Annotated in this window: 23 protein-coding genes and 1 riboswitch; of the genes, 14 read left to right on the top strand and 9 right to left on the bottom strand. The window is 40.8% G+C overall.

Annotated elements, in window-relative coordinates; genetic code table 11:
- The first annotated feature begins 9 nt into the window (after window positions 1–9).
- From parE to rraB, 5 genes are all read left to right on the top strand, one after another.
- Window positions 10–1,899: a DNA topoisomerase IV subunit B gene (gene parE / locus RB215_RS12610; protein ID WP_011329235.1), complete on the top strand. Its 1,890-nt coding sequence runs from the start codon at window positions 10–12 to the stop codon at window positions 1,897–1,899.
- Window positions 1,900–1,933: 34 nt separating this feature from the next.
- The gene (locus tag RB215_RS12605) at window positions 1,934–3,028 is read left to right on the top strand and encodes a PQQ-dependent sugar dehydrogenase (RefSeq protein ID WP_309216514.1); all 1,095 of its coding nucleotides are present in this window, start codon (window positions 1,934–1,936) and stop codon (window positions 3,026–3,028) included.
- 10 nt (window positions 3,029–3,038) lie between these two features.
- Complete coding sequence (gene parC, locus RB215_RS12600; protein WP_011329233.1) at window positions 3,039–5,333, top strand: DNA topoisomerase IV subunit A; 2,295 nt, start codon at window positions 3,039–3,041, stop codon at window positions 5,331–5,333.
- Between the two features lie 175 nt (window positions 5,334–5,508).
- Entirely contained in the window at window positions 5,509–6,222 is a 714-nt protein-coding gene (locus tag RB215_RS12595; protein WP_086995208.1) for a 1-acylglycerol-3-phosphate O-acyltransferase, read from the top strand.
- On the top strand, window positions 6,222–6,557 hold the full coding sequence (rraB, locus tag RB215_RS12590; RefSeq protein WP_011329231.1) for a ribonuclease E inhibitor RraB: 336 nt from the start codon (window positions 6,222–6,224) through the stop codon (window positions 6,555–6,557). Before RB215_RS12595 ends, rraB begins: the two co-directional genes overlap by 1 nt.
- Before the next feature lie 92 nt (window positions 6,558–6,649).
- Here the strand turns inward: rraB and RB215_RS12585 are convergent, their stop codons facing one another.
- From RB215_RS12585 to RB215_RS12570, 4 genes are all read right to left on the bottom strand, one after another.
- Entirely contained in the window at window positions 6,650–7,120 is a 471-nt protein-coding gene (locus RB215_RS12585) for a hypothetical protein (RefSeq protein WP_011329230.1), read from the bottom strand.
- 71 nt (window positions 7,121–7,191) lie between these two features.
- Window positions 7,192–7,404, bottom strand: a complete 213-nt coding sequence (locus tag RB215_RS12580) for a hypothetical protein (protein ID WP_011329229.1) — start codon at window positions 7,402–7,404, stop codon at window positions 7,192–7,194.
- Window positions 7,405–7,416: 12 nt separating this feature from the next.
- Entirely contained in the window at window positions 7,417–7,590 is a 174-nt protein-coding gene (locus RB215_RS12575; RefSeq protein ID WP_157863182.1) for a hypothetical protein, read from the bottom strand.
- A gap of 348 nt (window positions 7,591–7,938) precedes the next feature.
- Window positions 7,939–8,910 (bottom strand): zinc transporter ZntB, encoded by a 972-nt coding sequence (locus RB215_RS12570; RefSeq protein ID WP_193038447.1) that lies wholly within the window; start codon window positions 8,908–8,910, stop codon window positions 7,939–7,941.
- Between the two features lie 278 nt (window positions 8,911–9,188).
- Between RB215_RS12570 and RB215_RS12565 the strand changes: the two genes are divergently transcribed.
- From RB215_RS12565 to RB215_RS12555, 3 genes are all read left to right on the top strand, one after another.
- Window positions 9,189–9,611: an ATP-dependent zinc protease gene (locus RB215_RS12565; RefSeq protein ID WP_086995212.1), complete on the top strand. Its 423-nt coding sequence runs from the start codon at window positions 9,189–9,191 to the stop codon at window positions 9,609–9,611.
- Between the two features lie 65 nt (window positions 9,612–9,676).
- Window positions 9,677–10,582 (top strand): 30S ribosomal protein S6--L-glutamate ligase, encoded by a 906-nt coding sequence (rimK, locus tag RB215_RS12560; protein ID WP_011329225.1) that lies wholly within the window; start codon window positions 9,677–9,679, stop codon window positions 10,580–10,582.
- Window positions 10,569–11,627, top strand: coding sequence for a succinylglutamate desuccinylase/aspartoacylase family protein (locus RB215_RS12555; RefSeq protein WP_011329224.1), 1,059 nt, complete (start codon window positions 10,569–10,571; stop codon window positions 11,625–11,627). Before rimK ends, RB215_RS12555 begins: the two co-directional genes overlap by 14 nt.
- Window positions 11,628–11,717: 90 nt before the next feature.
- Here RB215_RS12555 and RB215_RS12550 read toward each other — a convergent pair whose 3' ends face one another.
- The 4 genes from RB215_RS12550 to recQ all read right to left on the bottom strand — a co-directional run bounded on the left by RB215_RS12550 (window position 11,718) and on the right by recQ (window position 16,285).
- Complete coding sequence (locus RB215_RS12550) at window positions 11,718–12,287, bottom strand: mechanosensitive ion channel domain-containing protein (RefSeq protein ID WP_011329223.1); 570 nt, start codon at window positions 12,285–12,287, stop codon at window positions 11,718–11,720.
- Between the two features lie 65 nt (window positions 12,288–12,352).
- The gene (locus RB215_RS12545; RefSeq protein ID WP_309216511.1) at window positions 12,353–14,062 is read right to left on the bottom strand and encodes a ShlB/FhaC/HecB family hemolysin secretion/activation protein; all 1,710 of its coding nucleotides are present in this window, start codon (window positions 14,060–14,062) and stop codon (window positions 12,353–12,355) included.
- 107 nt (window positions 14,063–14,169) lie between these two features.
- Window positions 14,170–14,454: a DUF3630 family protein gene (locus RB215_RS12540; protein ID WP_011329221.1), complete on the bottom strand. Its 285-nt coding sequence runs from the start codon at window positions 14,452–14,454 to the stop codon at window positions 14,170–14,172.
- 7 nt (window positions 14,455–14,461) lie between these two features.
- Window positions 14,462–16,285 carry a DNA helicase RecQ gene (gene recQ, locus RB215_RS12535; RefSeq protein ID WP_192532767.1) on the bottom strand — a complete coding sequence of 608 codons (1,824 nt, stop codon included), beginning with the start codon at window positions 16,283–16,285 and terminating at the stop codon, window positions 14,462–14,464.
- A gap of 201 nt (window positions 16,286–16,486) precedes the next feature.
- On the opposite strand from recQ, the gene RB215_RS12530 reads away from it, so the two are divergent.
- Both RB215_RS12530 and rarD read left to right on the top strand, forming a co-directional pair.
- Window positions 16,487–16,942, top strand: coding sequence for a thioesterase family protein (locus RB215_RS12530; RefSeq protein WP_172459223.1), 456 nt, complete (start codon window positions 16,487–16,489; stop codon window positions 16,940–16,942).
- 52 nt (window positions 16,943–16,994) lie between these two features.
- Window positions 16,995–17,915: an EamA family transporter RarD gene (gene rarD, locus RB215_RS12525; protein WP_011329218.1), complete on the top strand. Its 921-nt coding sequence runs from the start codon at window positions 16,995–16,997 to the stop codon at window positions 17,913–17,915.
- A gap of 106 nt (window positions 17,916–18,021) precedes the next feature.
- On the opposite strand, the gene RB215_RS12520 is transcribed toward rarD, so the two are convergent.
- Window positions 18,022–18,396 carry a DUF413 domain-containing protein gene (locus RB215_RS12520; protein WP_011329217.1) on the bottom strand — a complete coding sequence of 125 codons (375 nt, stop codon included), beginning with the start codon at window positions 18,394–18,396 and terminating at the stop codon, window positions 18,022–18,024.
- Between the two features lie 90 nt (window positions 18,397–18,486).
- Between RB215_RS12520 and RB215_RS12515 the strand changes: the two genes are divergently transcribed.
- From RB215_RS12515 to RB215_RS12500, 4 genes are all read left to right on the top strand, one after another.
- Window positions 18,487–19,350 (top strand): LysR family transcriptional regulator, encoded by an 864-nt coding sequence (locus RB215_RS12515; RefSeq protein ID WP_011329216.1) that lies wholly within the window; start codon window positions 18,487–18,489, stop codon window positions 19,348–19,350.
- 162 nt (window positions 19,351–19,512) lie between these two features.
- Window positions 19,513–20,451 (top strand): porin, encoded by a 939-nt coding sequence (locus RB215_RS12510; protein WP_182683921.1) that lies wholly within the window; start codon window positions 19,513–19,515, stop codon window positions 20,449–20,451.
- Window positions 20,452–20,496: 45 nt separating this feature from the next.
- Window positions 20,497–20,638: riboswitch (cobalamin riboswitch) on the top strand.
- A 78-nt stretch (window positions 20,639–20,716) separates the two neighbouring features.
- A complete protein-coding gene (locus RB215_RS12505; protein ID WP_089368747.1) occupies window positions 20,717–21,529 on the top strand; it encodes an ABC transporter ATP-binding protein in 813 nt (270 codons plus the stop codon).
- Window position 21,530: 1 nt separating this feature from the next.
- Window positions 21,531–22,532: an iron ABC transporter permease gene (locus RB215_RS12500; RefSeq protein ID WP_011329213.1), complete on the top strand. Its 1,002-nt coding sequence runs from the start codon at window positions 21,531–21,533 to the stop codon at window positions 22,530–22,532.
- Window positions 22,533–22,540: the final 8 nt, after the last annotated feature.

The raw sequence follows: 22,540 nt of genomic DNA, 5'->3' as shown, positions 1-22,540 counted from the left end.
ATAAAAATTATGAGTCAGCAAAATTATAACGCCGAAGCTATTGAAGTACTCAATGGGTTAGATCCGGTAAAACGCCGCCCCGGTATGTATACAGATACCTCGCGGCCAAATCATTTAGGCCAAGAAGTTATCGATAATAGTGTCGATGAAGCAATGGCCGGCCATGCCACTCGAATAGATGTGATCTTACACGAAGATAACTCGCTCGAAGTGAGTGACGATGGCCGTGGTATGCCTATTGATATTCACCCAGAGGAAGGTATTCCCGGGGTTGAGCTAATATTTACCAAACTGCATGCTGGTGGTAAGTTTTCTAACAAAAACTATCAGTTTTCGGGTGGTTTACACGGCGTTGGTATTTCGGTTGTAAATGCGCTATCAACCCGCGTAGAAGTGACCGTTAGACGAGATGCCCAGCAATACAGAATGGCATTTGAAAATGGCGAAAAAGTTGAAGACTTAAGCGTAATTGGCGTGGTGGGTAAGCGCAATACCGGTACCACAGTACGTTTTTGGCCAGACGTTAGTTACTTTGATTCGCCTAACTATTCAATCACTAAACTAAATCACTTATTAAAAGCTAAAGCCGTGTTATGCCCAGGCTTACGCATTAAGTTTGTTAATAAGCAAACTAAAGAAACCCAAGAATGGTTTTACGAAACGGGTTTAAAAGATTACTTAATTGAAGCCATTAAAGGCTACGAAACATTACCAGATGTGCCCTTTGTAGGTGAGTTTTCAAGCTCAATTGAAGGTGCTGACTGGGCATTGATTTGGCTACCTGAAGGGGGCGAGTCAATAGCTGAAAGTTACGTAAACTTAATACCTACCGCACAAGGCGGTACTCATGTAAACGGTTTACGCCAAGGTTTACTTGAGGCAATGCGTGAGTTTTGTGAGTTTAGAAATTTATTACCACGAGGTGTAAAACTCACCCCAGATGATATTTGGGAGCGTTGTAGTTATGTGCTTTCAGTTAAAATGCAAGATCCGCAGTTTGCCGGTCAAACTAAAGAAAAGTTATCGTCACGCTCATGTGCGGCATTTGTATCGGGCGTAGTAAAAGACTCCTTTAGTTTATGGCTAAACGAGCATACCGATATTGCAGAGCAACTCTCTGAATTGTGTATTTCTAATGCGCAGCGACGTTTACGTGCTGCTAAAAAAGTGATCCGTAAACGCGTAACCGCAGGGCCTGCACTTCCGGGAAAATTAACCGATTGTAGTGCCGCAGATAACGATCGCACCGAGCTATTTTTAGTAGAAGGTGACTCGGCAGGTGGCTCGGCTAAGCAAGCGCGAGACCGTGAGTTTCAAGCAATAATGCCGCTGCGTGGTAAAATATTAAATACTTGGGAAGTTGATTCTGGGCAAATATTAGCATCGCAAGAGGTGCACGATATTTCGGTGGCATTAGGTATAGACCCAGATTCAGACGATTTAACAGCGCTGCGCTATAATAAAATATGTATATTAGCCGATGCTGACTCGGATGGGTTACACATAGCTACCCTATTGTGCGCCTTATTTGTGCGCCACTTTAAGCCACTAGTAAAAGCAGGGCATGTGTATGTTGCTATGCCACCACTTTTTAGAATCGATATTGGTAAAGATGTTTATTACGCACTAGATGAAGACGAAAAAACCGGTATTTTAGCGCGCATTGAAGCTGAGAAAAAACGCGGTAAAGTAAACGTACAGCGATTTAAAGGCTTGGGTGAAATGAACCCGTTGCAACTGCGTGAAACTACTATGGATCCAAATACCCGGCGTTTAGTGCAACTCACCTTGGATGAAGAAGAATTAACCATGGAAATGATGGATATGTTACTGGCTAAAAAACGCTCTGCAGATAGGCGTCAATGGCTAGAGGATCACGGTAACAAGGCACAAGTTTAATTAGCGTCTGCGTTTAAAAAAACAAGGAGAATATATGAATACGGTACTAAAAATAGTGCTATTACTAGGTTTAACTAGCAATACCGTAATGGCTAAAAATATATTAGATAAACTCACGGTAGCCCCGGGGTTTGAGCTTAGCTTATTTGCCAGTGATGTTGAAAATGCACGGCAAGTTGTAGTATCAAAAAAAGGCATAGTATATGTTGGCTCGCGCAAAGCAGGCAATGTATATGCACTTATTGATCATAACAGCGATGGCGTAGCAGATAAAAAAATGCTGGTTGCAGAGGGCTTAAATATGCCTTCAGGTTTAGCAATTAAAGATGGCGATTTATATGTTGGTGAAGTACACCGCATCATTCGTTTTAAAAATATTGATACGCAACTAAAAAATCCACAGTTTGAGGTGCTTTACGATGCGCTGCCATCAGAGCGCCATCATGGTTGGAAATTTTTACGCTTTGCCCCAACTGGCGAGCTAATAATTCCGGTTGGTGTACCTTGTAATATTTGCGCTGAAGACGAGCGTTTTGGCCGTATTTTTGCGTTAAACGTAGAAACCAAGCAAATTACTACACTGGCGCAAGGCGTACGTAACTCAGTAGGGTTTGACTTTCACCCTAGCACACAAGCGTTATGGTTTAGCGACAATGGTCGCGACATGATGGGGGATGACATTCCGCCAGATGAGCTAAATAGAGTCACTAAAGAGGGCGAGCATTTTGGTTTTCCGTATATTCACGCGGGCGCAATTATTGACCCTGAATTTGGAAAAGGTAAAAAAATTGCTGACTATACTTCACCTGCACTAGCATTACCGGCACATGTAGCGCCTTTAGGCATTCATTTTTATAACGGTAAACAATTTCCAGCAAACTATAAGCAGCAATTATTTGTTGCTGAACATGGCTCGTGGAACCGTTCTAAAAAGTCAGGTTATAAAGTGGCATTAGCGAGCATTGAGCAAGGCCGTGTAACTAAATATACGCCATTTATTACAGGCTTTATGCAAGACGAAACAACATATGGACGCCCTGTTGCATTTGCAGAATTAGGTGACGGCAGTCTATTGGTAAGCGATGATTACGCCAATGTGATCTACCGTGTAAGCTATAAGAAAAACTAGGTAAGCTTTAATGAGTGATACAGATACCTTGCTAATGCAAGGAATTGAGCAACAAACAATGGGGCGTTTTACCGAAGACGCCTACTTAAACTATTCTATGTACGTAATTATGGATAGGGCATTACCCCATGTGGGCGATGGCTTAAAACCAGTACAGCGACGTATTATTTATGCTATGAGCGAGCTGGGATTATCGGCTAATGCCAAGTATAAAAAATCAGCCCGTACCGTAGGTGACGTACTAGGTAAATACCATCCCCATGGTGATAGTGCCTGTTATGAAGCAATGGTATTAATGGCGCAGCCGTTTTCTTATCGTTATCCATTGGTTGACGGGCAAGGAAACTGGGGCGCGGCCGACGATCCTAAATCGTTTGCGGCAATGCGTTATACCGAAGCACGTTTATCTAAGTTCTCTGAAATACTCCTCAAAGAGCTAGGCCAAGGGACGGTAGATTGGACGCCAAACTTTGACGGCACCATGGATGAGCCTGTGGTACTGCCATCGCGTTTACCGCATATATTACTCAATGGTATAACGGGTATTGCAGTTGGTATGGCAACCGATATTCCGCCTCATAATGTGCGTGAAGTAGCCAGTGCCTGTTGCTTATTACTTGATAAACCAAAAACTGAGCTTGAAGAATTACTCACCTTGGTACATGCGCCAGATTACCCTACAGACGCAGAAATAATTACCCCAAAAGCCGATATTCACAAAATATATAAAACTGGGCGTGGTTCAATCAAAATGCGTGCAGTTTATACGCAAGAACAGGGTGATATAGTTATTACCGCACTGCCACATCAGTGCTCTGGTGGTAAAGTACTGGAGCAAATTGCAGCGCAAATGAACGCTAAAAAGCTGCCAATGGTAGCCGATTTACGCGATGAGTCAGATCACGAAAACCCGACTCGAATCGTCATTATTCCGCGTTCAAATCGCATTAAAGCTGAGCCGTTAATGGCGCACTTATTTGCCACCACAGATCTAGAAAAAAGCTATCGTGTAAACTTAAATATGCTTGGCCTAGATGGGCGTCCGCAAGTTAAAAATTTACTGACTATTTTAACCGAGTGGTTAGTGTTTAGACGCGAAACAGTACGTCGACGTCTACAATATCGTTTAGATAAAGTGTTAGCGCGTTTACATATTTTAGAAGGCTTATTAGCAGCCTTTTTAAATATTGACGAAGTGATTGAAATTATTCGCAGCGAAGATAAACCAAAGCCAGTATTAATGGAGCGCTTTGATTTAACAGACATACAAGCAGAAGCTATTTTAGAGCTAAAACTTCGTCATTTAGCTAAGTTAGAAGAATTTAAAATACGTGGTGAGCAAGATGAACTCGCTAAAGAGCGTGATAAATTGCAGCAAACGCTAGGCTCAGATCGTCGTATGTCAACGTTGCTTAAAAAAGAAATTCAAGAAGCGGCTGAAATATATGGCGACGACCGTCGCTCGCCAGTTGTTGAACGCCTAGAAGCAAAAGCGTTAAATGAAAAAGATTTAATCCCATCAGAGTCGGTCACTGTGGTGCTTTCAGACAAGGGCTGGGCACGCGTTGGCAAAGGACATGATTTAGATGTGCAAGGGTTAAGTTATCGAGCCGGTGATGCTTATAGAGCCTCAGCTCGGGGTAAGAGTAATCAGCCCGCCGTGTTTTTAGATTCAGCAGGACGAGCGTTTGCAACCGATGCGCATAGCCTGCCCTCAGCACGTAGCCAAGGTGAGCCCATGACAGGGCGTTTTAACCTTAGTGCAGGCGCTAACTTTGAGCACGTAGTAATGGGTGAAGATAACCAAGTATTACTTATGGCATCAGACGCAGGTTATGGCTTTATTACTGACTTTAAAGACTTAGTGAGTAAAAACAAAAACGGCAAAGCATTGGTGAGCGTACCTAAAGGCGGTTTATTACTGTCGCCAATTAGGGTTAACGAGGTCGCTAGTGATTATTGTATGGCCATTTCCAACGAAGGGCGGATGTTGTTATTTCCGCTGCGCGACTTACCAAAATTAGGTAAAGGTAAAGGTAATAAAATAATTTCTATTCCGGGGGCTAAAGTACAAGCCCGCGAAGAGTTTGTAAAAGTATTAGCAGTAGTGCCTGAGGGCAGTAGTGTAACGCTGCATGCAGGTAAGCGAAAACTAACGCTTAAACCAAGTGATTTAGAGCATTATTATGGCGAGCGAGGGCGTAGGGGTAATAAACTACCACGAGGCCTACAAAGAGTAGATGAAGCTGTTGTAGAGTTTAGCCCGCAAAATGACGAGCCAATTGAAAATGCTATTGATGAGTAGCGATTAATTCACATTCGCTCATATTAAACGGCTTGCTTATGCAGGCCATTTTTTTGTTATAAATTTAGTTTGTTGTAAAATTGAGCGTACACTTGTGCGCTATTTTCTCGTGTAGATCATAAAATAACGTTATAATAGCCGCTGGCTTAACGCGATTATATTTGGAGACGCTCTGTTGCTTGCTGTTATACGTATTTTTATTATGCTGTTGTTTATATTATTAAGTTGTATTTTTGGGTTACTGTTATCAATAGTGAGGCCATTTCATCCTAATAATGTGCATATTATAGCGAGCTGGTTTGGCTCAGTAGCAAAAATGCTGGGCGTTAAAGTTGTACTAAAACATCATCCGGATAGCGTAAATCTTGGTCCTGCGGTTTATGTGGCAAATCATCAAAATAGTTATGACTTATTTACTATTCCTGCAATGGTGCCTAAAAACTGTGTTAGCGTAGGTAAAAAAAGCTTAAAGTGGGTGCCATTTTTTGGTCAGTTGTATTGGCTTTCGGGGAATATTTTAATTGATCGTACAAACCGCTCAAAAGCTGCGGGAACTATTTCTAAAGCCGCTGAAAAAATAAAGAAAAATGGCTTATCAGTATGGATGTTTGCAGAAGGTACACGCAGTTACGGACGCGGTTTATTACCTTTAAAAACAGGCGCATTTCATACCGCTTTAAGTGCGCAAGTACCCATAGTGCCCGTATGTATGAGCACAACGCATAAAACCATTAAACTAAATCGTTGGGATAATGGTACAATTTATATTGAAATGTTAGCCCCCATATCGCTTGATAAAAACATCAGCGCGCGCGAGCACGCTAAAAGTGTGCACAGTATTATGGCTGCTAAAATAACTGAATTAGATGCTCAAGTGAGAGAAAATTAATGGAAAACTGGCGTGAAATAAGTGAAGACATCGTATCTTCATTACTCGAAGATGGTTCAGACCCTGAAATACTTTACGAAGTAGAACATCACTTTGTATGTGAAGACTTCCCTAAGTTAGAGCAGGCCGCATTAGCCGCTTTTAAATTAGGCTACGATGTAGAAGAGCCAGCAGAGCTTGAGCTTGAAGACGGTGCAAAAATTTGGAGCTTTGACATAGTTGTTGAGTCAGAGCTTGATGTTGACGTAATAATGGAAGACGTTGATAAGCTAGCAGCACTTGCTGTTGAATGCGAAGTAGAATATGACGGTTGGGGCACTTACTTTCAAGAGTAAGCGTAGCAGCTATAAAAAAGGCGAACATTGTAAAATGTTCGCCTTTTTTATATTGGTATAATCTCTACAAACTGTATTAGGTAATTAGTGAGCTATATTTTTACCGTGCTAACTTGGATGGCGGACTTTCCGATTATTCGATTCGTGTTTTTACCAGTTCGTTGATGAATAGCTATAAAGTATTCTATAGGGTACTTTATTTTAGAAAGCTGCTCTTCAGAAGGAGAGTGCGCCTTATCTAATATGGTTGGCCATACTATAGATTTTTCGCCTTTGGCTTTATTCAACTCACAAGGTGATTTTTTACCATTTGATATTGAGATTGTTGTGCCATCTAAAGCTAAAAATTGTACAGAGCAATTATATAAATTGTTCGCATCTACATATTCAGATATTTCATAATCAAAAGATATTTCTAGCTTATGCTGCCTTTCATTTAAATTATGAGTTTCGTTAATTTTAAGCTTTGATATTACAGCTTCACTAACGTCAAAATCTGAATAATTTGTTGATGCACATCCTGCTAAAGCTAATAAAGCAATTGAAATTCCGAGTTTTCTCATTATTTTTCCTTAAAATATAAAGCAACCAGATGTTGCAGTTTGGTGTTTTAAATATTCACGTTTAATCAGTATTAAGTTATATCAACAAGTGCCTTTAATTCTGAGTTTATTTTAACCTTAACCGGAATTTTAGTCGGGTTAGTTATGGAAGGCTTATATTGTTGTATTGGCATTTTATCTAATATTTTTTGTGTCATCCAATCATTAGGTATGGAGTCAATTAACTCTCTACTAACCAAAGTTCCGTTAGAATCAATAGTAATAAAAAAAGATGCTTTACCCATTCCTTTAGGTATCTACTTTGGACGCCCAGGTAAGAAAACTACCTTAGATGTCTTAGCGACCCAATATTGGTTCAAATCAGCTACATCAATCACTACAATATCGCTATTAAAAGTTGGCTTTTTAACCGAGCTACAACTTAATAAGGTCAAAGACGCAAAAATAAACCACAGTACTAATTTGGTCACACAATAACTCCTAAAGCGGTCACTTGCTTAAAGGCATTATAGAGAAAGACTAGGAGGCAATACTATCAGAGCTTCCTAGTTATTATTTCCTATATTAGTAACAAATAGTTAAGAGTTTTGCTAGTTTATTGTAATTAAATTGTTGCTTTATTTTGGTGTAGTTTGTTTTTAGGAGAATATAGAGGGTTTTATATTTGAATTTTTTTGCGTGTTTAGAGCCGCATCAGATTTTTATTGCATAAAAACCTGATGCGACTCACCTTAAATTACCTAGCGTATTTATAAGCTATCTTTGCTTATTGCTTTACCCGTAGCGCGTTACTTCCACTAAATAATTAATTTATATTGTTACAGCCATTTTTTATTTTTAAAGTACACGCCAATACTGCCGGTAAGTACAACTAAAAACACGACGAATAAAGTGAACGCATAAGGGCTTTCTGTGCCAGGTATGCCGCCTACGTTTACGCCTAATAAGCCGGTTAAAAAGCCCAGTGGCAAAAATAATGCAGCCACCACCGACATAACATACATACGCTGATTTAGCTGCTCAGATACTTGGTTAGTGACTGTTTGTTGAATAATTTGTGCCCGCTCTATTGAGCTGTCTAATTCTTCAAGGTAACGAGTTAGTAAATTAGTGGTTTCATTAAGCTTAGCTTTATCCTCATCGAAGAGCCATGAATAGTGATGATTAACCATGCTAATAAGCGCTTCTTTTTGTGGCTTTAAATAGCGTTTTAAAGCAATAGTTTGCCGACGTAATTGCGACAAACCTTGATTATCAAACTTTTTGCTTGGCTCATCTATTTCTTCTTCAAATTCATCTAGGGTTTCATCTAAAGCATCAATAACACTTTCCATACGGGAAGTGAGTTTTTGGGTGATAGTGCAGACGAGTTCAGAAATACTGCGCGGACCGGTATTGTTACTAAATGAAGCTAAAATATCTTGAATAGATAGTAAGCGACGCTTTCGGGTAGTAATAACAATATCATCGTTAATAAAAAGGCGAATTGAAACCATGTCTTCAGGGCTTTGTGCCGGATTTAAATTAATACCGCGTAAAAATAACATATGGCCGTTTGTAGCAGAGGTGATACGTGGACGAGTTTCGTCTGCAGTTAGCGACTCTAATTCGTAGTCGGTTAAAAATTCACAGCCTTTTAGCCAAGTGACAACGTCAGCTTGGCTATAATCCATGTGCACCCAAAGCTTGCCTTGCTCTGGTTGCCAATTATGTAGTTCGGCGCTGTTTTCTATAGTGCGCGCACCGCCTTGCTCATCAAGTACAAGGGCGTGAAGTAAGCCATTAATCATAATAATTTCTCATAGATGGTGTGTTTTTAATACCGTTTACTATAGTGTATTTACTTTAGTAAATTAAACTTATCTTTCTTTTTTAAGAAGTTAAATTTATTTAGCGCTTCGAACAAGGGGGTTTTTGGCCCTTAAAGTTGACTAGTTTGTTACGCTTATATTGTTAAACTAGTCGGCTATAAAGATCAATCAAATCAATTTGTCGACTTGATAAATTTATTTTGTTGGTGTTTTTTTTCCGGTAGCGTATAAGACACTTTTTTATTAAGGGCACATTTATGACAGCAAAGATTACCGTTGGTTGGCGTGAGTGGTTGAGTTTACCAGAGCTAGGCATCGAGAAAGTAAAAGCAAAAATTGATACCGGTGCCCGCACCTCATGTATTCATGCACTTAATATAGAAGAGTATGAAGTTGATGGAGAAAAGTGGGTTAAATTTATTACCCAGCCATTGCAAGAAGATGAAGAAACACAAGTTGTTTGCAATGCAAAAGTTAAAAAGAAGAAGCACGTAACCAGCTCTGGCGGGCAAAAAGAGTTACGTTACTTTATAGAAACAACATTGCATGCGGGTAAATATAGCTGGCCTATAGAAATTACCTTAACTAGCCGCGCAACAATGAAGTTTAGAATGTTACTCGGGCGTACAGCCATGGAAAATCGTATAGTCGTTGACCCGGCTTTATCTCATTTATTATAAGGATGTATTAACTTTTAGAGGGACTAAGCTTCTAAAATAATACGTACTTATTTAAGGTTTAAATTATGAAAATTGGTATTTTATCTCGCAACAAAAAATTGTATTCAACGCGTCGTTTAATTGAGGCGGCTGAAGCTCGTGGTCACGAAGTTAAAGTAGTAGATGCACTGCGTTGTTATATGAATATAAACTCTGAGCTACCAGAAATTCACTATCGTGGTGAAAACTTAAAAGGCTTTGATGCAGTTATTCCGCGTATTGGCGCATCAGTTACGTTTTACGGCTGTTCGGTGCTGCGTCAATTTGAAATGATGGGCGTGTATCCAGTAAACGAGTCGGTTGCTATTTCTCGCTCTCGCGATAAGTTGCGCTCATTACAGCTTTTATCTCGTAAAGGTGTAGGTATGCCAGTGACTGGTTTTGCTAGTAAACCAGATGATGTAAAAGACTTGCTCGAAATGGTAGGCGGTGCGCCGGTAGTAATTAAACTACTAGAAGGCACGCAAGGTATTGGTGTGGTATTGGCTGAAACGCGTAAAGCGGCTGAGAGTGTTATTGAAGCATTTATGGGCTTAAAAGCTAACATTATGGTGCAAGAATACATTAAAGAAGCCGGTGGTGCTGACATCCGTTGTTTTGTTTTAGGTGACAAAGTGATTGCAGCAATGAAACGCCAAGCACAAGAAGGTGAGTTCCGCTCAAACCTTCACCGTGGTGGTAGCGCTACATTAGTGCGTATTACGCCAGAAGAACGTAAAACAGCCGTTGCAGCTGCTAAAGCGATGGGCTTAAATGTAGCCGGTGTTGATTTACTTCGCTCATCACGTGGTCCTTTAGTGATGGAAGTTAACTCATCACCAGGCCTTGAGGGCATTGAAATAGCAACAGGTAAGGATATTGCAGGCATGGTGATTGATTTCATTGAAAAAACAGCATCAAGTAAAGGAACAGCAACTCGTGGCAAAGGTTAAAATTAACCGTTCTTTTACCTTATTAGGTGAAAGTGTTGGCGTAGGCGAGCGTAAAACGCTGGCCTTAGAAGCGGCAAAACTTTATACCCACTCTCCACTTAATATTCCAATTGAAGTGGTTAATGGTGTTATGGAAGGGCCGGTACTTATGGTGTGTGCGGCTATTCATGGCGATGAGCTCAATGGCGTAGAAGTGGTGCGGCAATTACTTGCTAAAATAGATCCTAACCAGTTGCGCGGCACGCTGATTGCGGTGCCGATTGTAAATGTGTTTGGCTTTATACATAAGTCGCGCTACTTACCTGATAGACGCGATATGAACCGCAGTTTTCCGGGTTCAGAGCGTGGCTCGCTGGCTGGTCGTATGGCGTATATGTTTTTTAATCAAGTGGCAGTACATTGTACCCATATTATTGATTTACATACGGGAGCTATTCACCGCACTAACTTACCGCAAATACGCGCTAATTTAGCCGATGAAGCCACCGCACAAATGGCTAAAGCATTTGGTACACCCGCAGTGATAGATGCCTCGTTACGTAATGGCTCACTGCGCAGCGAAGCCGCTAACTTAGGGATCCCGGTTATTACTTATGAAGCCGGTGAAGCACTGCGTTTTGACCCATTTGCGATTGCTGCAGGTGTACAAGGCGTTGACTATGTTATGCGCCATTTAAAAATGATCCGTGGTAAGCGTCCTAGAAAGCTTCCTGAGCCTATTATAGCCAGCTCTACAAGTTGGGTGCGTGCTAATGTAGATGGCATTGTGCGTGCGCAGGTATCGCTTGGAGAGCGTGTTACTAAGGGGCAAGTACTTGCTTATATTAGCAGCCCACTTGGCGACTCTGAACTTGAGTTACCAGCACCACGCAGTGGAATTATTATTGGCCAGCAAACTATGCCATTAGTAAATGAGGGTGATGCGGTGTTTCATATTGCGTATTTTGCTCATGCAAATAGCTTGGTTGAACAACAGCTTGGCACTTTTATTGATGAAATAAATGATTTAGATGATGAGCTTAAAACAGCTGAGTTAAATAACTAGTTATAATAGTAAGCTACTAAATATAGATAGAATAAATTGTAAAGCCGTTTTAGTTAACCCAGTTGGGATAACAAAACGGCTTTTTTATTACTATTTATTTGGCTTTTTGGGGCCAATAATACGCCTAATTACCGGTGCTTTTGTTGGCTTAGGTTCTTTGTTTAAAACCAGTACCGGACGAGTTACAAATAAGTTATTAGGGTATATAACTCTATGCCCGTCAATGTGCTCAAGCACTACATTCATTAAGCCCATTTCTATAATGCGCCCTTCAATACTATTTGCGCCATCAACAATACGTACCCAATAGCCAACGCGGCAGTCATTTTGAATAAACATCAGTAAAAAAGCGGTGAGATTACTAAGTAATGACCAAGCGGCAAACAGTGCAACACCTAACATAGCAAATAGCGACGAACCTAGTACTAGGAGTCCACGTAGCTCGATACCCCAAAATACCAGCACTAAACATAACATCACAAATGCGAGGATAATTTTAAGTAATAGCTCAGCACGATATTTTCGGTGTAGGTCTATTTTTCCTTTAATAGCTTTTTCGAGAAGCTTTTTAGTACCTTTTAACAGTATCGGAAAAAGTAATAACGCAATAAGGGTAACGACCAGTTTATATTGGGTGCCAAGCAGAGCTAACAATTCCAAAGTTATAATCTCACAATAATTATATATGCCCAGTTTAACGCTTTAGGGTGCGACGAAATAGCCATTTAAAAAGAATTTTTAACATTTACCAGCCACTGTACCGAATCTACGCCATCGGCACTATCTAGCGGTGCAGCTATATCTATATGGATCATGGTGCCGGCATTTGCACGGCTTGGTGCTAAGCGCAGGCCTATACCTACATTTTTAAGAACGCGGCTATCTTCAACATTGTTTGGGGTGTTAGACCATGCTCGGCCAACATCAAGAAAAGCCGCGCCGCCTACTTTAAATAATTGCAGCAAATCATATTCCCAATAGTAGCGCTTTTCTAAACTCACTAAAAAGCTGCGATCTCCATGCTGATAATCCATAGGATAGCCACGTAGGCCGGTTTCGCCGCCGAGTGTAAGTTGTTTATCGTTAGTGAGGTTTTTAGCGTACTGCACCCGAGCTTTTACATACCAAGACTGATCAATGCTGGTATTTAAATAATATTGTATTTGGCTGGTGGAGATCAGGTTTTCAAATTTGTCCTGCTCTTTATTCCAGTAACCATCAATGTCTGCACTAAAGCGCCATAAGGTATTATCGCCACTAAAGTGAGCTTTATTAAAGTTAAAAGAGTAAACCGCGCGGCTATCATCGTTACTAACAGATTCATCGGAGTAGCCTAGTAAGGCTTTTATGTTCCAACCTAAGTTTAAGTCCTCAGTACGATAAATACTGTCGAAATTGCGTACTTTTATAAAGTTATCTTCAAACCAGTGTCCGCTTACATAAGGATAGCTTAAGCTGCGATCGACGGCTAAGGGGGCAAAGGTAGAGTCTATTGCAGCAAAAGTATGTTGCTCATCAACGTAGCCCAGGCTGAGGCGCTGGGTCCAGTTACGGCTTAATGCTTTGGAGTGACCAACAAAAAAACTGTTGTAGTCGGTCGTTTGATCAAACTCGCTAAACTTTTCACCGCGCTGATATAGCGCTTCTTCGCGTTGCTCTGAATAGCTTAAAATACCGTAGCTAAAAGGGGTGTCTATAGCAAAAAACGGATAGGTAAGTTCTAGCAGATGGCGTTTACCATCGTTATTATCGGCGTACTCTAAACGCCCACGATAGCGGGTTGATAAAATATTAGGATCGTCGTATACAAATAAATAACCATTACGATCGCTATCTGTAGTGCGCGACAACGACAAACGCTTACCCCAGCCAAATAAGTTAGATTCGCGAAAACCAATACTCGACTTGTTTTCTCCGCCACTGCGGCTAAAGCTTATTTCTGGTAGTAGTGTCCATAAGTCACGCGTAACGACGGTAACATTAACGTTCCCTTCGCAGTTTTCGGTGGCAATGACTTGAGCATCGTATAAATAGTTTTGTTTACGCAGTAAGCGTTCTGATTCGGCGAGCTTTTTAGGATCAAAATTATCACCGCTCTCAAACAATAAAATACTTTTAATAACCTCAGGCTCGGTTTGAATATGCGCGCGGTTAGCAAAGCGAAATAGGGCGTTATTTTCGGCTTCGAGTTCAGTATTAAATACATTAAGTTGCTGCAAAGTAATATTGGCAATTTTTGCATTACTACTTTGCTTTAACAGTGGCGTTGGTTGATCTAGTTGACGGCGTAAATTATTACTACTTGATGAGGTTGGTTGCTCGCTTGCGCAATCATTTTGCGCATGAGGGGTTTCTTGCGCAGCTAAACTGAACATAAAAAAGCTTGGAATACAGAGGCTAAAACAACAAGATGAAATCCATTTTTTAGTAATCATTCAAACCCTTTACTGCTACGTAGCAAATTACTACCGTAATATCAGCTTACATCATTGTTACTAAAATGTAAGTTAAAAGTAGAGAGCTTGAAGTTATTTAATTGCTATTAACTTAGGTAAAAAGTAAGTGCGGCTAATAAATGTTCAGCGTCATGGCCTTCGCCGTTAATCCAAATACTTTGGCTGTAGTGTTCAAAGTTTAAATTAAATGTTTGCTGCTGATAAGTGAAGCGCAGTTGATGACGATCGGCACCAGCAGAGTACTCATTAATGGTTATTTCATCGTGGTGTAAAAACAAGCGACTCCACAGTTCAAAGTCTTCGTCGTGGGGCGGCTCTACCGGCGTAATAATAATGCATTGATGCGTGTGGTGATATTCTATTATGGTCATAATGCTCTTAGTTAGTAGCAAGGTAGTTGCGAATTGCAGTTAAAAACTCACCGCCATACTTATTTAATTTAGTAAAGCCAACACCCGACACCTTTAAGAATTCGCTGTCGTTGGTCGGCATTAGCTGCGCCATTTCTGCAAGCGTTTTGTCGTTAAATACCACGTACGGCGGTACATCGTCGGCATCGGCTAACTCTTTTCGCAGCGCTCTTAAGCGAGCAAATAGCTTTTTGTCGTAATTAAACTGGGCTAATTTATCTTGATAAACATGCTTAGCTTGCAGGCGAGGCTCTGCGAGTTGCAACGCATATTCGCTTTTTAAAATAGCGCGCGCGGCTTCGGTTAAACGCAGTGATGCACCTTGGGTTATATCTTGGCTTAATAAGCCTTGATGAATAAGTTGGCGTAAAATACTTAGCCAAAATTCACTGCTTTTGTCTTTGCCAATGCCGTAGGTGCTGAGTTGATGATGGTTATTATCGCGAATACGACTGGTGTTTGCACCGCGTAGTAACTCAACAATATATCCAAGGCCAAAGCGTTGCTCTGCTCTGTACACACACGATAGTGCCTGCTGCGCTACTAAAGTGCCATCAAAGCTTTTGGGCGGATTTAAGCAAATATCGCAGTTACCGCATGGCTCACGTTGATACTCACTAAAATAGTTAAGCAGTATTTGTCGACGGCAGGTTTGTGCTTCGGCAAAACTGGCCATGGCATTAAAGCGCTGCTCTTCGACGCGGCGACGTTGCTCGTCGTCAATATCTTCAAAAAAGCGTCTTACGCGGCCTATATCAGCCGGATCAAAATACATTATAGCCTCAGCGGCAAGGCCATCTCGCCCAGCGCGGCCAGTTTCTTGATAGTACGACTCTATGCTTTTGGGAATATCGTAATGCAATACAAAGCGCACATTGGGTTTATTTATACCCATACCAAAGGCCACTGTAGCAACCACTATTTGTATATCGTCGCGGGCAAAGCCGGTTTGCACAAATTGGCGCTGCTCGTTACTCATACCTGCATGATAGGCGGCGGCGTTAAGTCCCGCGTCGGCTAACTTTTCGGCTATGTCGTCTACGCGCTTACGGCTGGTGCAATAAATTATGCCGCTTTGGCTTTTTTGTTCTTTTAAATAGCGCAGCAGCTGCACCATAGGTTTAAATTTTTCTTCTATGGTGTAGCGAATATTAGGGCGATCAAAGCTGCCGGTATGAATATAGGGTTGTTGTAACTTTAATTGCTCAACAATATCAAAACGAGTGGCTTTATCGGCAGTTGCAGTAAGGGCCATCATAGGTACATGAGCAAAGCGCTGTTTTAATTCGTTTAAACGAAAGTAATGGGGTCTAAAATCGTGCCCCCAATGCGATACACAATGCGCTTCGTCAATAGCAAATAAGCTGATTTTTAAATGCGATAAGCGCTCTAAAAACTCGCGCTGCAGCACTTTTTCAGGGGCAACATACAGTAGTTTAATTAATCCCTGATGGAGTTGTTGGTATACCTGCTGCTGCTCTTCGCGGGCTAAGCTATTATTTATATATGCGGCTTTAACGCCCAGCGCTTGTAGTTGAGTTACCTGATCTTGCATTAGCGATATTAGCGGAGAAATAACAATAGTTACCCCTTCAAGCACTAAAGCGGGTATTTGATAGCACACGGATTTACCGCCACCGGTTGGCAGCAATACCAACGAATCTTGGCCGTTAATGGCTGCATCAATAACCGTTTTTTGGCCGTCGCGAAATTCACTATAACCAAACACTTGTTTGAGTACAGCTTCAGGGGTGCGCACAAGTGAGCTAGAGGGTGGTGTTAATGTATTCATTGCGGGGTATTTTAGTGTTTTTTGTACAGGATGTCTTTAGCGAGTGTTGAATGTTTTTTGAATAAATTTATAACGTGTGAATTTACTCGCTCAGGGGGGGGATATTAGCTGACTTTAAGCGGCTAATAAATTTAACTGTGTTGCTAGTTTTATCCTAGTTATGCTTTACTCCTCTTACCAGATATAACATAGAGAATAATAATGAATAAAGAAATGTTAATAGAGCATGTAGGCTCGCTGTTTGTAAATAATATGCCGTTTAATCAGTTTTTAAAAATATCGGTAGAATCACTTAGCCCAGAACAAGCAAAAATATCGTTTCCTTGGCAGGATATACTCATAGGTAATCCGGCACAAAAAATACTCCATGGCGGCGTTATTTCGGCAGTGCTCGATAACGTAGGTGGTATGTTAGCTGCAGCAAGTGTAATAGATAAGCTAAACGATGTTGATATTTTATCTGTGCAGCAAAAACTAGCCACCTTGGGCACTATAGATATGCGCACCGATTACCTACGCCCAGGCAAAGGCGAGAAATTTATAGCCAGTGCCACTTTAATTCGCTCGGGCAATAAAGTATGTGTTTGTAGGATGGAATTGCATAATGAGCAAGCAGTACAAATAGCATTTGGTACGGGTACGTATTTAGTTGGCTAATAAAAGTTTGCGGAGTAAACTGGCGACCTTTTGAATAACTAAGTGTTTATTTATGCCGATTGATACCGAGAAGCGCAAGGGCGCCATTTTGGCTTGCATCGCTTTTACTATATGGGGTTTAGCACCTATATACTTTAAGCAACTCCAGCATGTTACTGCATTTGAAATTTTAACGCATCGTGTTGTGTGGTCGGTGATGTTTTTAATTATTATTGTGAGTATTTTAGGCCAGTGGGATAGAATTAAACGCATTATAGTACAGCCTAAATTATTGTTAATGCTGGTTTTAACCTCGTCGATACTGGGGTTTAACTGGGGCTTGTTTATATGGGCGGTTAATAATAATCATATGCTTGATGCCAGTTTAGGTTATTACATTAATCCGTTACTAAATGTATTACTGGGAGTGTTATTTTTAGGCGAACGTTTACGTAAGTTTCAAATGGTTGCTGTTGCTTTAGCATTTACCGGTGTACTGCTGCAATTAATAAGTTTTGGCTCATTTCCTGTGGTTGCTTTTTCGTTAGCTATATCATTTGCAATATATGGTTTACTGCGTAAGAAACTGCCAGTGGAAGCATTGTCCGGTATTTCAATAGAAGCATTTATACTCTTGCCCGTAGCGCTTATTTATTGGTATTTAATGGTGCCTACAGCAACGTCAAGCTTGCCTGCTAATGACTGGCATACCAATGTGTTACTCATTAGTGCCGGGATCATTACCACCTTACCACTACTGTGCTTTACCGGCGCTGCTAAGCGTTTGCAATACACCACTTTAGGCTTTTTTCAGTACATAGGGCCAAGTTTGATGTTTATATTAGCTGTGATGCTTTACGGTGAAGTGTTTGATGCCGAGCGAGTAGTTACATTTGTTTGTATTTGGAGTGCATTGGCTATTTTTAGTTGGGACTCTTTTAGGCAATCTCGTAAACGTAAAAAAGCCGCTATTGTGGCCTCAGGCGTGGTTTAAAAGTTAGTTAACTTAAGTAAGCACGTAGCGCGATGTATTTTGTACTCGCGCTAGGCTTGGTGTATGTTTAACTATTTAAAATGTAAAAATTAAATAGTTAAAGCAATTACATACTGTCTGACTCGGCGTAATAGTCTTGGCTTATTGGTGCTGGGGTCGCTATTTTTGAGCGGCCAAATAATGTATGGAACTTTGCTTTGCTTGTTGTTAACTTTAAGTATTTAACCCAAGCGCGCTCAATTGCATTGGTTGGCTCTAAAGCACCACTAATAACAGCGACAAATTGTTGCTGATGTTCATTTTGTGGCTCTAGGGCTTTATTATGTAAGCCTTTTAAAACAACACCGTGTTGCTCTAATATACTGGCTTCTAATAAGGTAAAGTTTCCGCTGCGACCAAATCCGCGTGGGAAGTTTTGATCATCAAAAAACTGACGTTGACTAACAAATGCTTGGCGAAGTAGTGAAATATCATTGCTCATTGTTGTACCCTCATACCTTGGTAATTGCTGGAGTATGCGGCAAGTTTGCAAATATTTTAAACAAGTTATTTTTATCGTGAGGATAAAAAATTGGATATCGATTTATTAAAAACATTTGTTGAGGTAGTACGCACTCGTCACTTTGGCAAAGCGGCTGAAAACCTTTATATCACGCAGTCTGCAGTAAGCTTTAGAATTCGTCAATTAGAGCAAGGGCTTGGTGTTAATTTGTTTATTCGCCAGCGCAATAATATTCAACTAACAGCGCCAGGTGAGCGTTTATTACCCCATGCACAAATGATCATTACTGGCATGCAAAGAGCAAAAGTAGATGTGGCACTTGCCGATAATATGCATAAACAAATTTGCCTAGCGGGTACACCAAACATTTGGGATGCATTTTTACAGTTTGGTATTACTAATATTGTATCGGCAATGCCCGGTGTGTCTTTGGTGGCTGAGGTAAAAGCACAACAAGAAAGTACCCGCCTGTTATTAGAGCGCACCTTAGATTTAGCTATTTTATTTGATCCACCAAAAGTTGATGAGCTGGTGGTTGAGCGAATTTGTGAACTACCCATTATACCGGTAAGCGCGTTTGATACTGCCAGCTACGATAACTTTTTTGATAACCAGTACGTATATGTTGACTGGGGCACGACATTCTCACTGTGGCATGCTCGCCAGTTTACTGGCAAAACCCCACCTTACTTTAGAACAAGTACTGGGCGTATAGCACTTGATTTAATATTGCAATGCGGAGGGAGTGCATTCATTCCTCAAGTACTTGTTGCAGCGCATTTAGAAAAAGGCGAGTTATTTCATGTGAAAGACGTAGAAACCACCTCGCGCGATATATTTGTTGCCTATCACAGAGACAATGAGCAAAAAGAGTTAATAGAAACATTAGTAAATTTATTAACCCAAATGACTCCTAAGTTACCCGTTGAGTAAGGCCAATGGTTTTGCTGTATATGTACGTTTGATTGCAACTATTATGTGTTTTTATGAATTTAAAAGTGTAAAAATATGACGGCTGTAATATTTTTGTCATTTAACAGTGCCAAACTCCTGTTGCATTAAAAACGAGTCTGTTGTGATTATCGAGGAAATAACATGAAATTTGTAAAGTCGAGCTTATGTGTAGCTTTATTAGGTGGTTTGTCTTTTAATGCGCTTGCTGAAGTGGATTTTTACGGTAAAGCGAACGTAACACTACAGTCGTCGGATGATGGTGAGGGGTCTTTTACCGAAATTAAAAGTAACTCATCACGTTTGGGCTTAAAAGGGTCTGAAAAAATATCTGATGGCTTAGAAGCTGTTTATAAGTTTGAATTTCAAGTTGATGTTTCTGACGCCGACTCAAAAGGTGATAATGACGACAATATCTCTGCTCGTAATCAGTATATAGGTTTAAAAGGCGCGTTTGGCCAAGTTGTTATTGGCCGTAACGATACCGCGCTTAAGCAGTCACAAGGTAAAGTTGATTTATTTAGCGACCTTGAAGGCGACATTAAAAATGCCTTTAAAGGTGAAAATAGAATGGGCAGTAGTGTTTCTTATGCCTCTAATTCTTACCAAGGTTTTAAGCTTTTGGCTACGTTTGTTGCAGAGGATAGCGATGCAGCAGGTGCTAAAAATGGCTATTCAATGGCAGTAACTTATGGTGACGCAGCCCTTAAAAAGAGCGCAATATATGCCGCTATTGCTGCCGATAGTGAAGTGAACGGCTACGATGTAGTGCGCGCATCAGTACAAGGTAAAGTAGCCGATTTTAAATTAGGCGCTATGTATCAAACGCAAGAAAAAGTTGATGGCAGTAGTGAGGCCGACGGTTATTTATTAAGTGCGGCTTACACTATGGCTAGCAATACCTTTAAATTGCAGTACCAGGCAATGGATTTTAAAGGCAGTGATGACAAAACGGCTATTTCGGCAGGTGTTGATCATCAGTTAAATAAAAACACTAAATTATTTGGTTTTTATTCTAATTTCGATATGGACAACAACGTTGACCAAGACTACTTAGGTGTAGGTATAGAATATAAATTTTAAGCAGCGCTTAGCACTGCCTTTTTAAGCCGTACTTTGTTAAGTGCGGTTTTTTTTGCTTTAAATTATTTACTTAGCCGCCCATAATAGAGTATTCATTTGGAATGAGGTGCAACTCCTCAACTGTTCCCGCAACTGTAATTAGCATAACGCTTTAAGTCAGATACAAATAAACTATTTTAACGAGCGGGTTTACTCATCTTCAAATTATGTACTAGCCATAGTTAGTTGCATTGTTAGTGAGCGCATTCCTGCCTAGGGCTAACTATTGCAAACTCAAACGCCATTAAATACACCATTGTTAAGCGTTAATCACGTGTCGTGGAATATTGGCAGTAAAACTATCCTCAACAATGTTAATTTGCAAATAAAGCAAGGTAAGTTCGTTGGCTTAATTGGCCCCAATGGCGCAGGTAAATCTAGTTTACTGCGGTGTTTGTATCGCTTTAATCAGCCCACTGCAGGGCAAATTAAATTTAATAATACCGATATTTGGCAGTTAAAAAGCCATGAATACGCAAAGCAGGTTGCGGTTGTTTTACAAGAAACCCCATCACAATTTAATTTAACTTTATTAGATGTGGTTGCACTTGGGTTAACCCCGCATAAAGCATTATTTAGCACCACCACAACAGCCGACACACAAAAAATAAACCAAGCTATAGCGCGAGTTGGCTTGCAGGATCATGCAAGCCAACGTTTTGAGTCGCTTTCGGGAGGAGAAAAACAACGTGCATTAATTGCTCGGGCTATGGTGCAGCAACCGCAACTATTAATTATGGATGAGCCAACCAGCCACTTAGATGTGAAGTATCAAATTCAGGTAATGGAGTTGGCTAAATCGCTTGGCGTTACTGTGTTTGCATCGTTTCATGATTTAAATTTAGCCGCTGCTATGTGCGATGAGCTGGTGGTTATAAATCACGGCGAAATTGTTAATACAGGCTCTCCCATCGATGTGCTCAGCGAGGACATGCTCAATGATGTATTTGGTGTATGTGCACAAGTAAGCCACCACCCGCAAATGTCTAAATTAGGTGGTGTTATTCCACATATTACTTACTTTTATGGGTATGAATAATATGCGCATGCTTAACAATCATTCAATAGCACTTTTAGTCACAGTACTAGCTGCATTATTTACGTTATTTACGGCGCTGAGTTATGGCGCTGCCGACACATCATTAACTGATGTATTTAAAAGTATTTTCACCTCAACAGAGGGCTCCTTTAACACTCGAATTATTGTTGAATTAAGAATGCCACGCACATTACTGGCATTTTTAGCTGGCAGTGGTTTAGCCATTGCCGGGCTTATTTTGCAAACCGTGACGCGTAATCCGTTAGCAGATCCTTATTTATTTGGGATATCGTCTGGGGCGTCTTTGGGGGTAGTTATACTCATGGCGTTTGTGGGCATTAGTGCGGGCTTTGCATTATCGGCAGCGGCATTGGCTGGCAGTTTAGTGGCTATGAGTTTACTTATATTGATTGCAGGGCGGCAGCAAAGTGGGCAAGTAGAATCTATGCTGCTGGCAGGTGTGGCCTTGTCATTTTTATTTAGCGCATTTACCAGTTTATTACTTTACTGGAGCGATCCTCAGGCAGTTGCGGCTATTTTATTTTGGACGCTCGGCAGTTTTGCACGAGCGCAGTGGGCAACGCTGTGGTTACCTTTTGTGGTTATTGTATTGTGTACATTTACAATGCTTAGTTTTAGGCGCCAACTTAATGCCATGCTGCTCGGCGATGAAAGTGCTATAACACTGGGTGTGCGGGTACATCGCTTTAGAATATTGATGCTAGTTTTAAGTTCGCTGATAACGGCAGTGTTAGTGGCTATGTGTGGCGGAATTGGCTTTGTAGGATTAATGGTGCCGCATATAGTGCGCTTTTTTATCTCCCAAGGTAGCTTATCTGGCTTACTGGTAACGAGTTTGGTGGGCGGTACTTTTATGGTTTGGGTTGATGTGCTAGCGCGCACGTTATTAACTAATCAAGAGTTACCCGTTGGGGTTATTACTGCAGCTATTGGTAGCGTGTTCTTTTTAAGCTTATTGTATTTTCGTAAGCGCCAGGTGTAGGGCTATAA

Origin of the sequence: Pseudoalteromonas sp. HL-AS2, assembly GCF_031198805.1 — a bacterium.
In the GTDB taxonomy this organism is placed as follows: Bacteria; Pseudomonadota; Gammaproteobacteria; order Enterobacterales; family Alteromonadaceae; genus Pseudoalteromonas; species Pseudoalteromonas nigrifaciens.
This window is presented reverse-complemented; position numbering and strand designations above follow the sequence as displayed.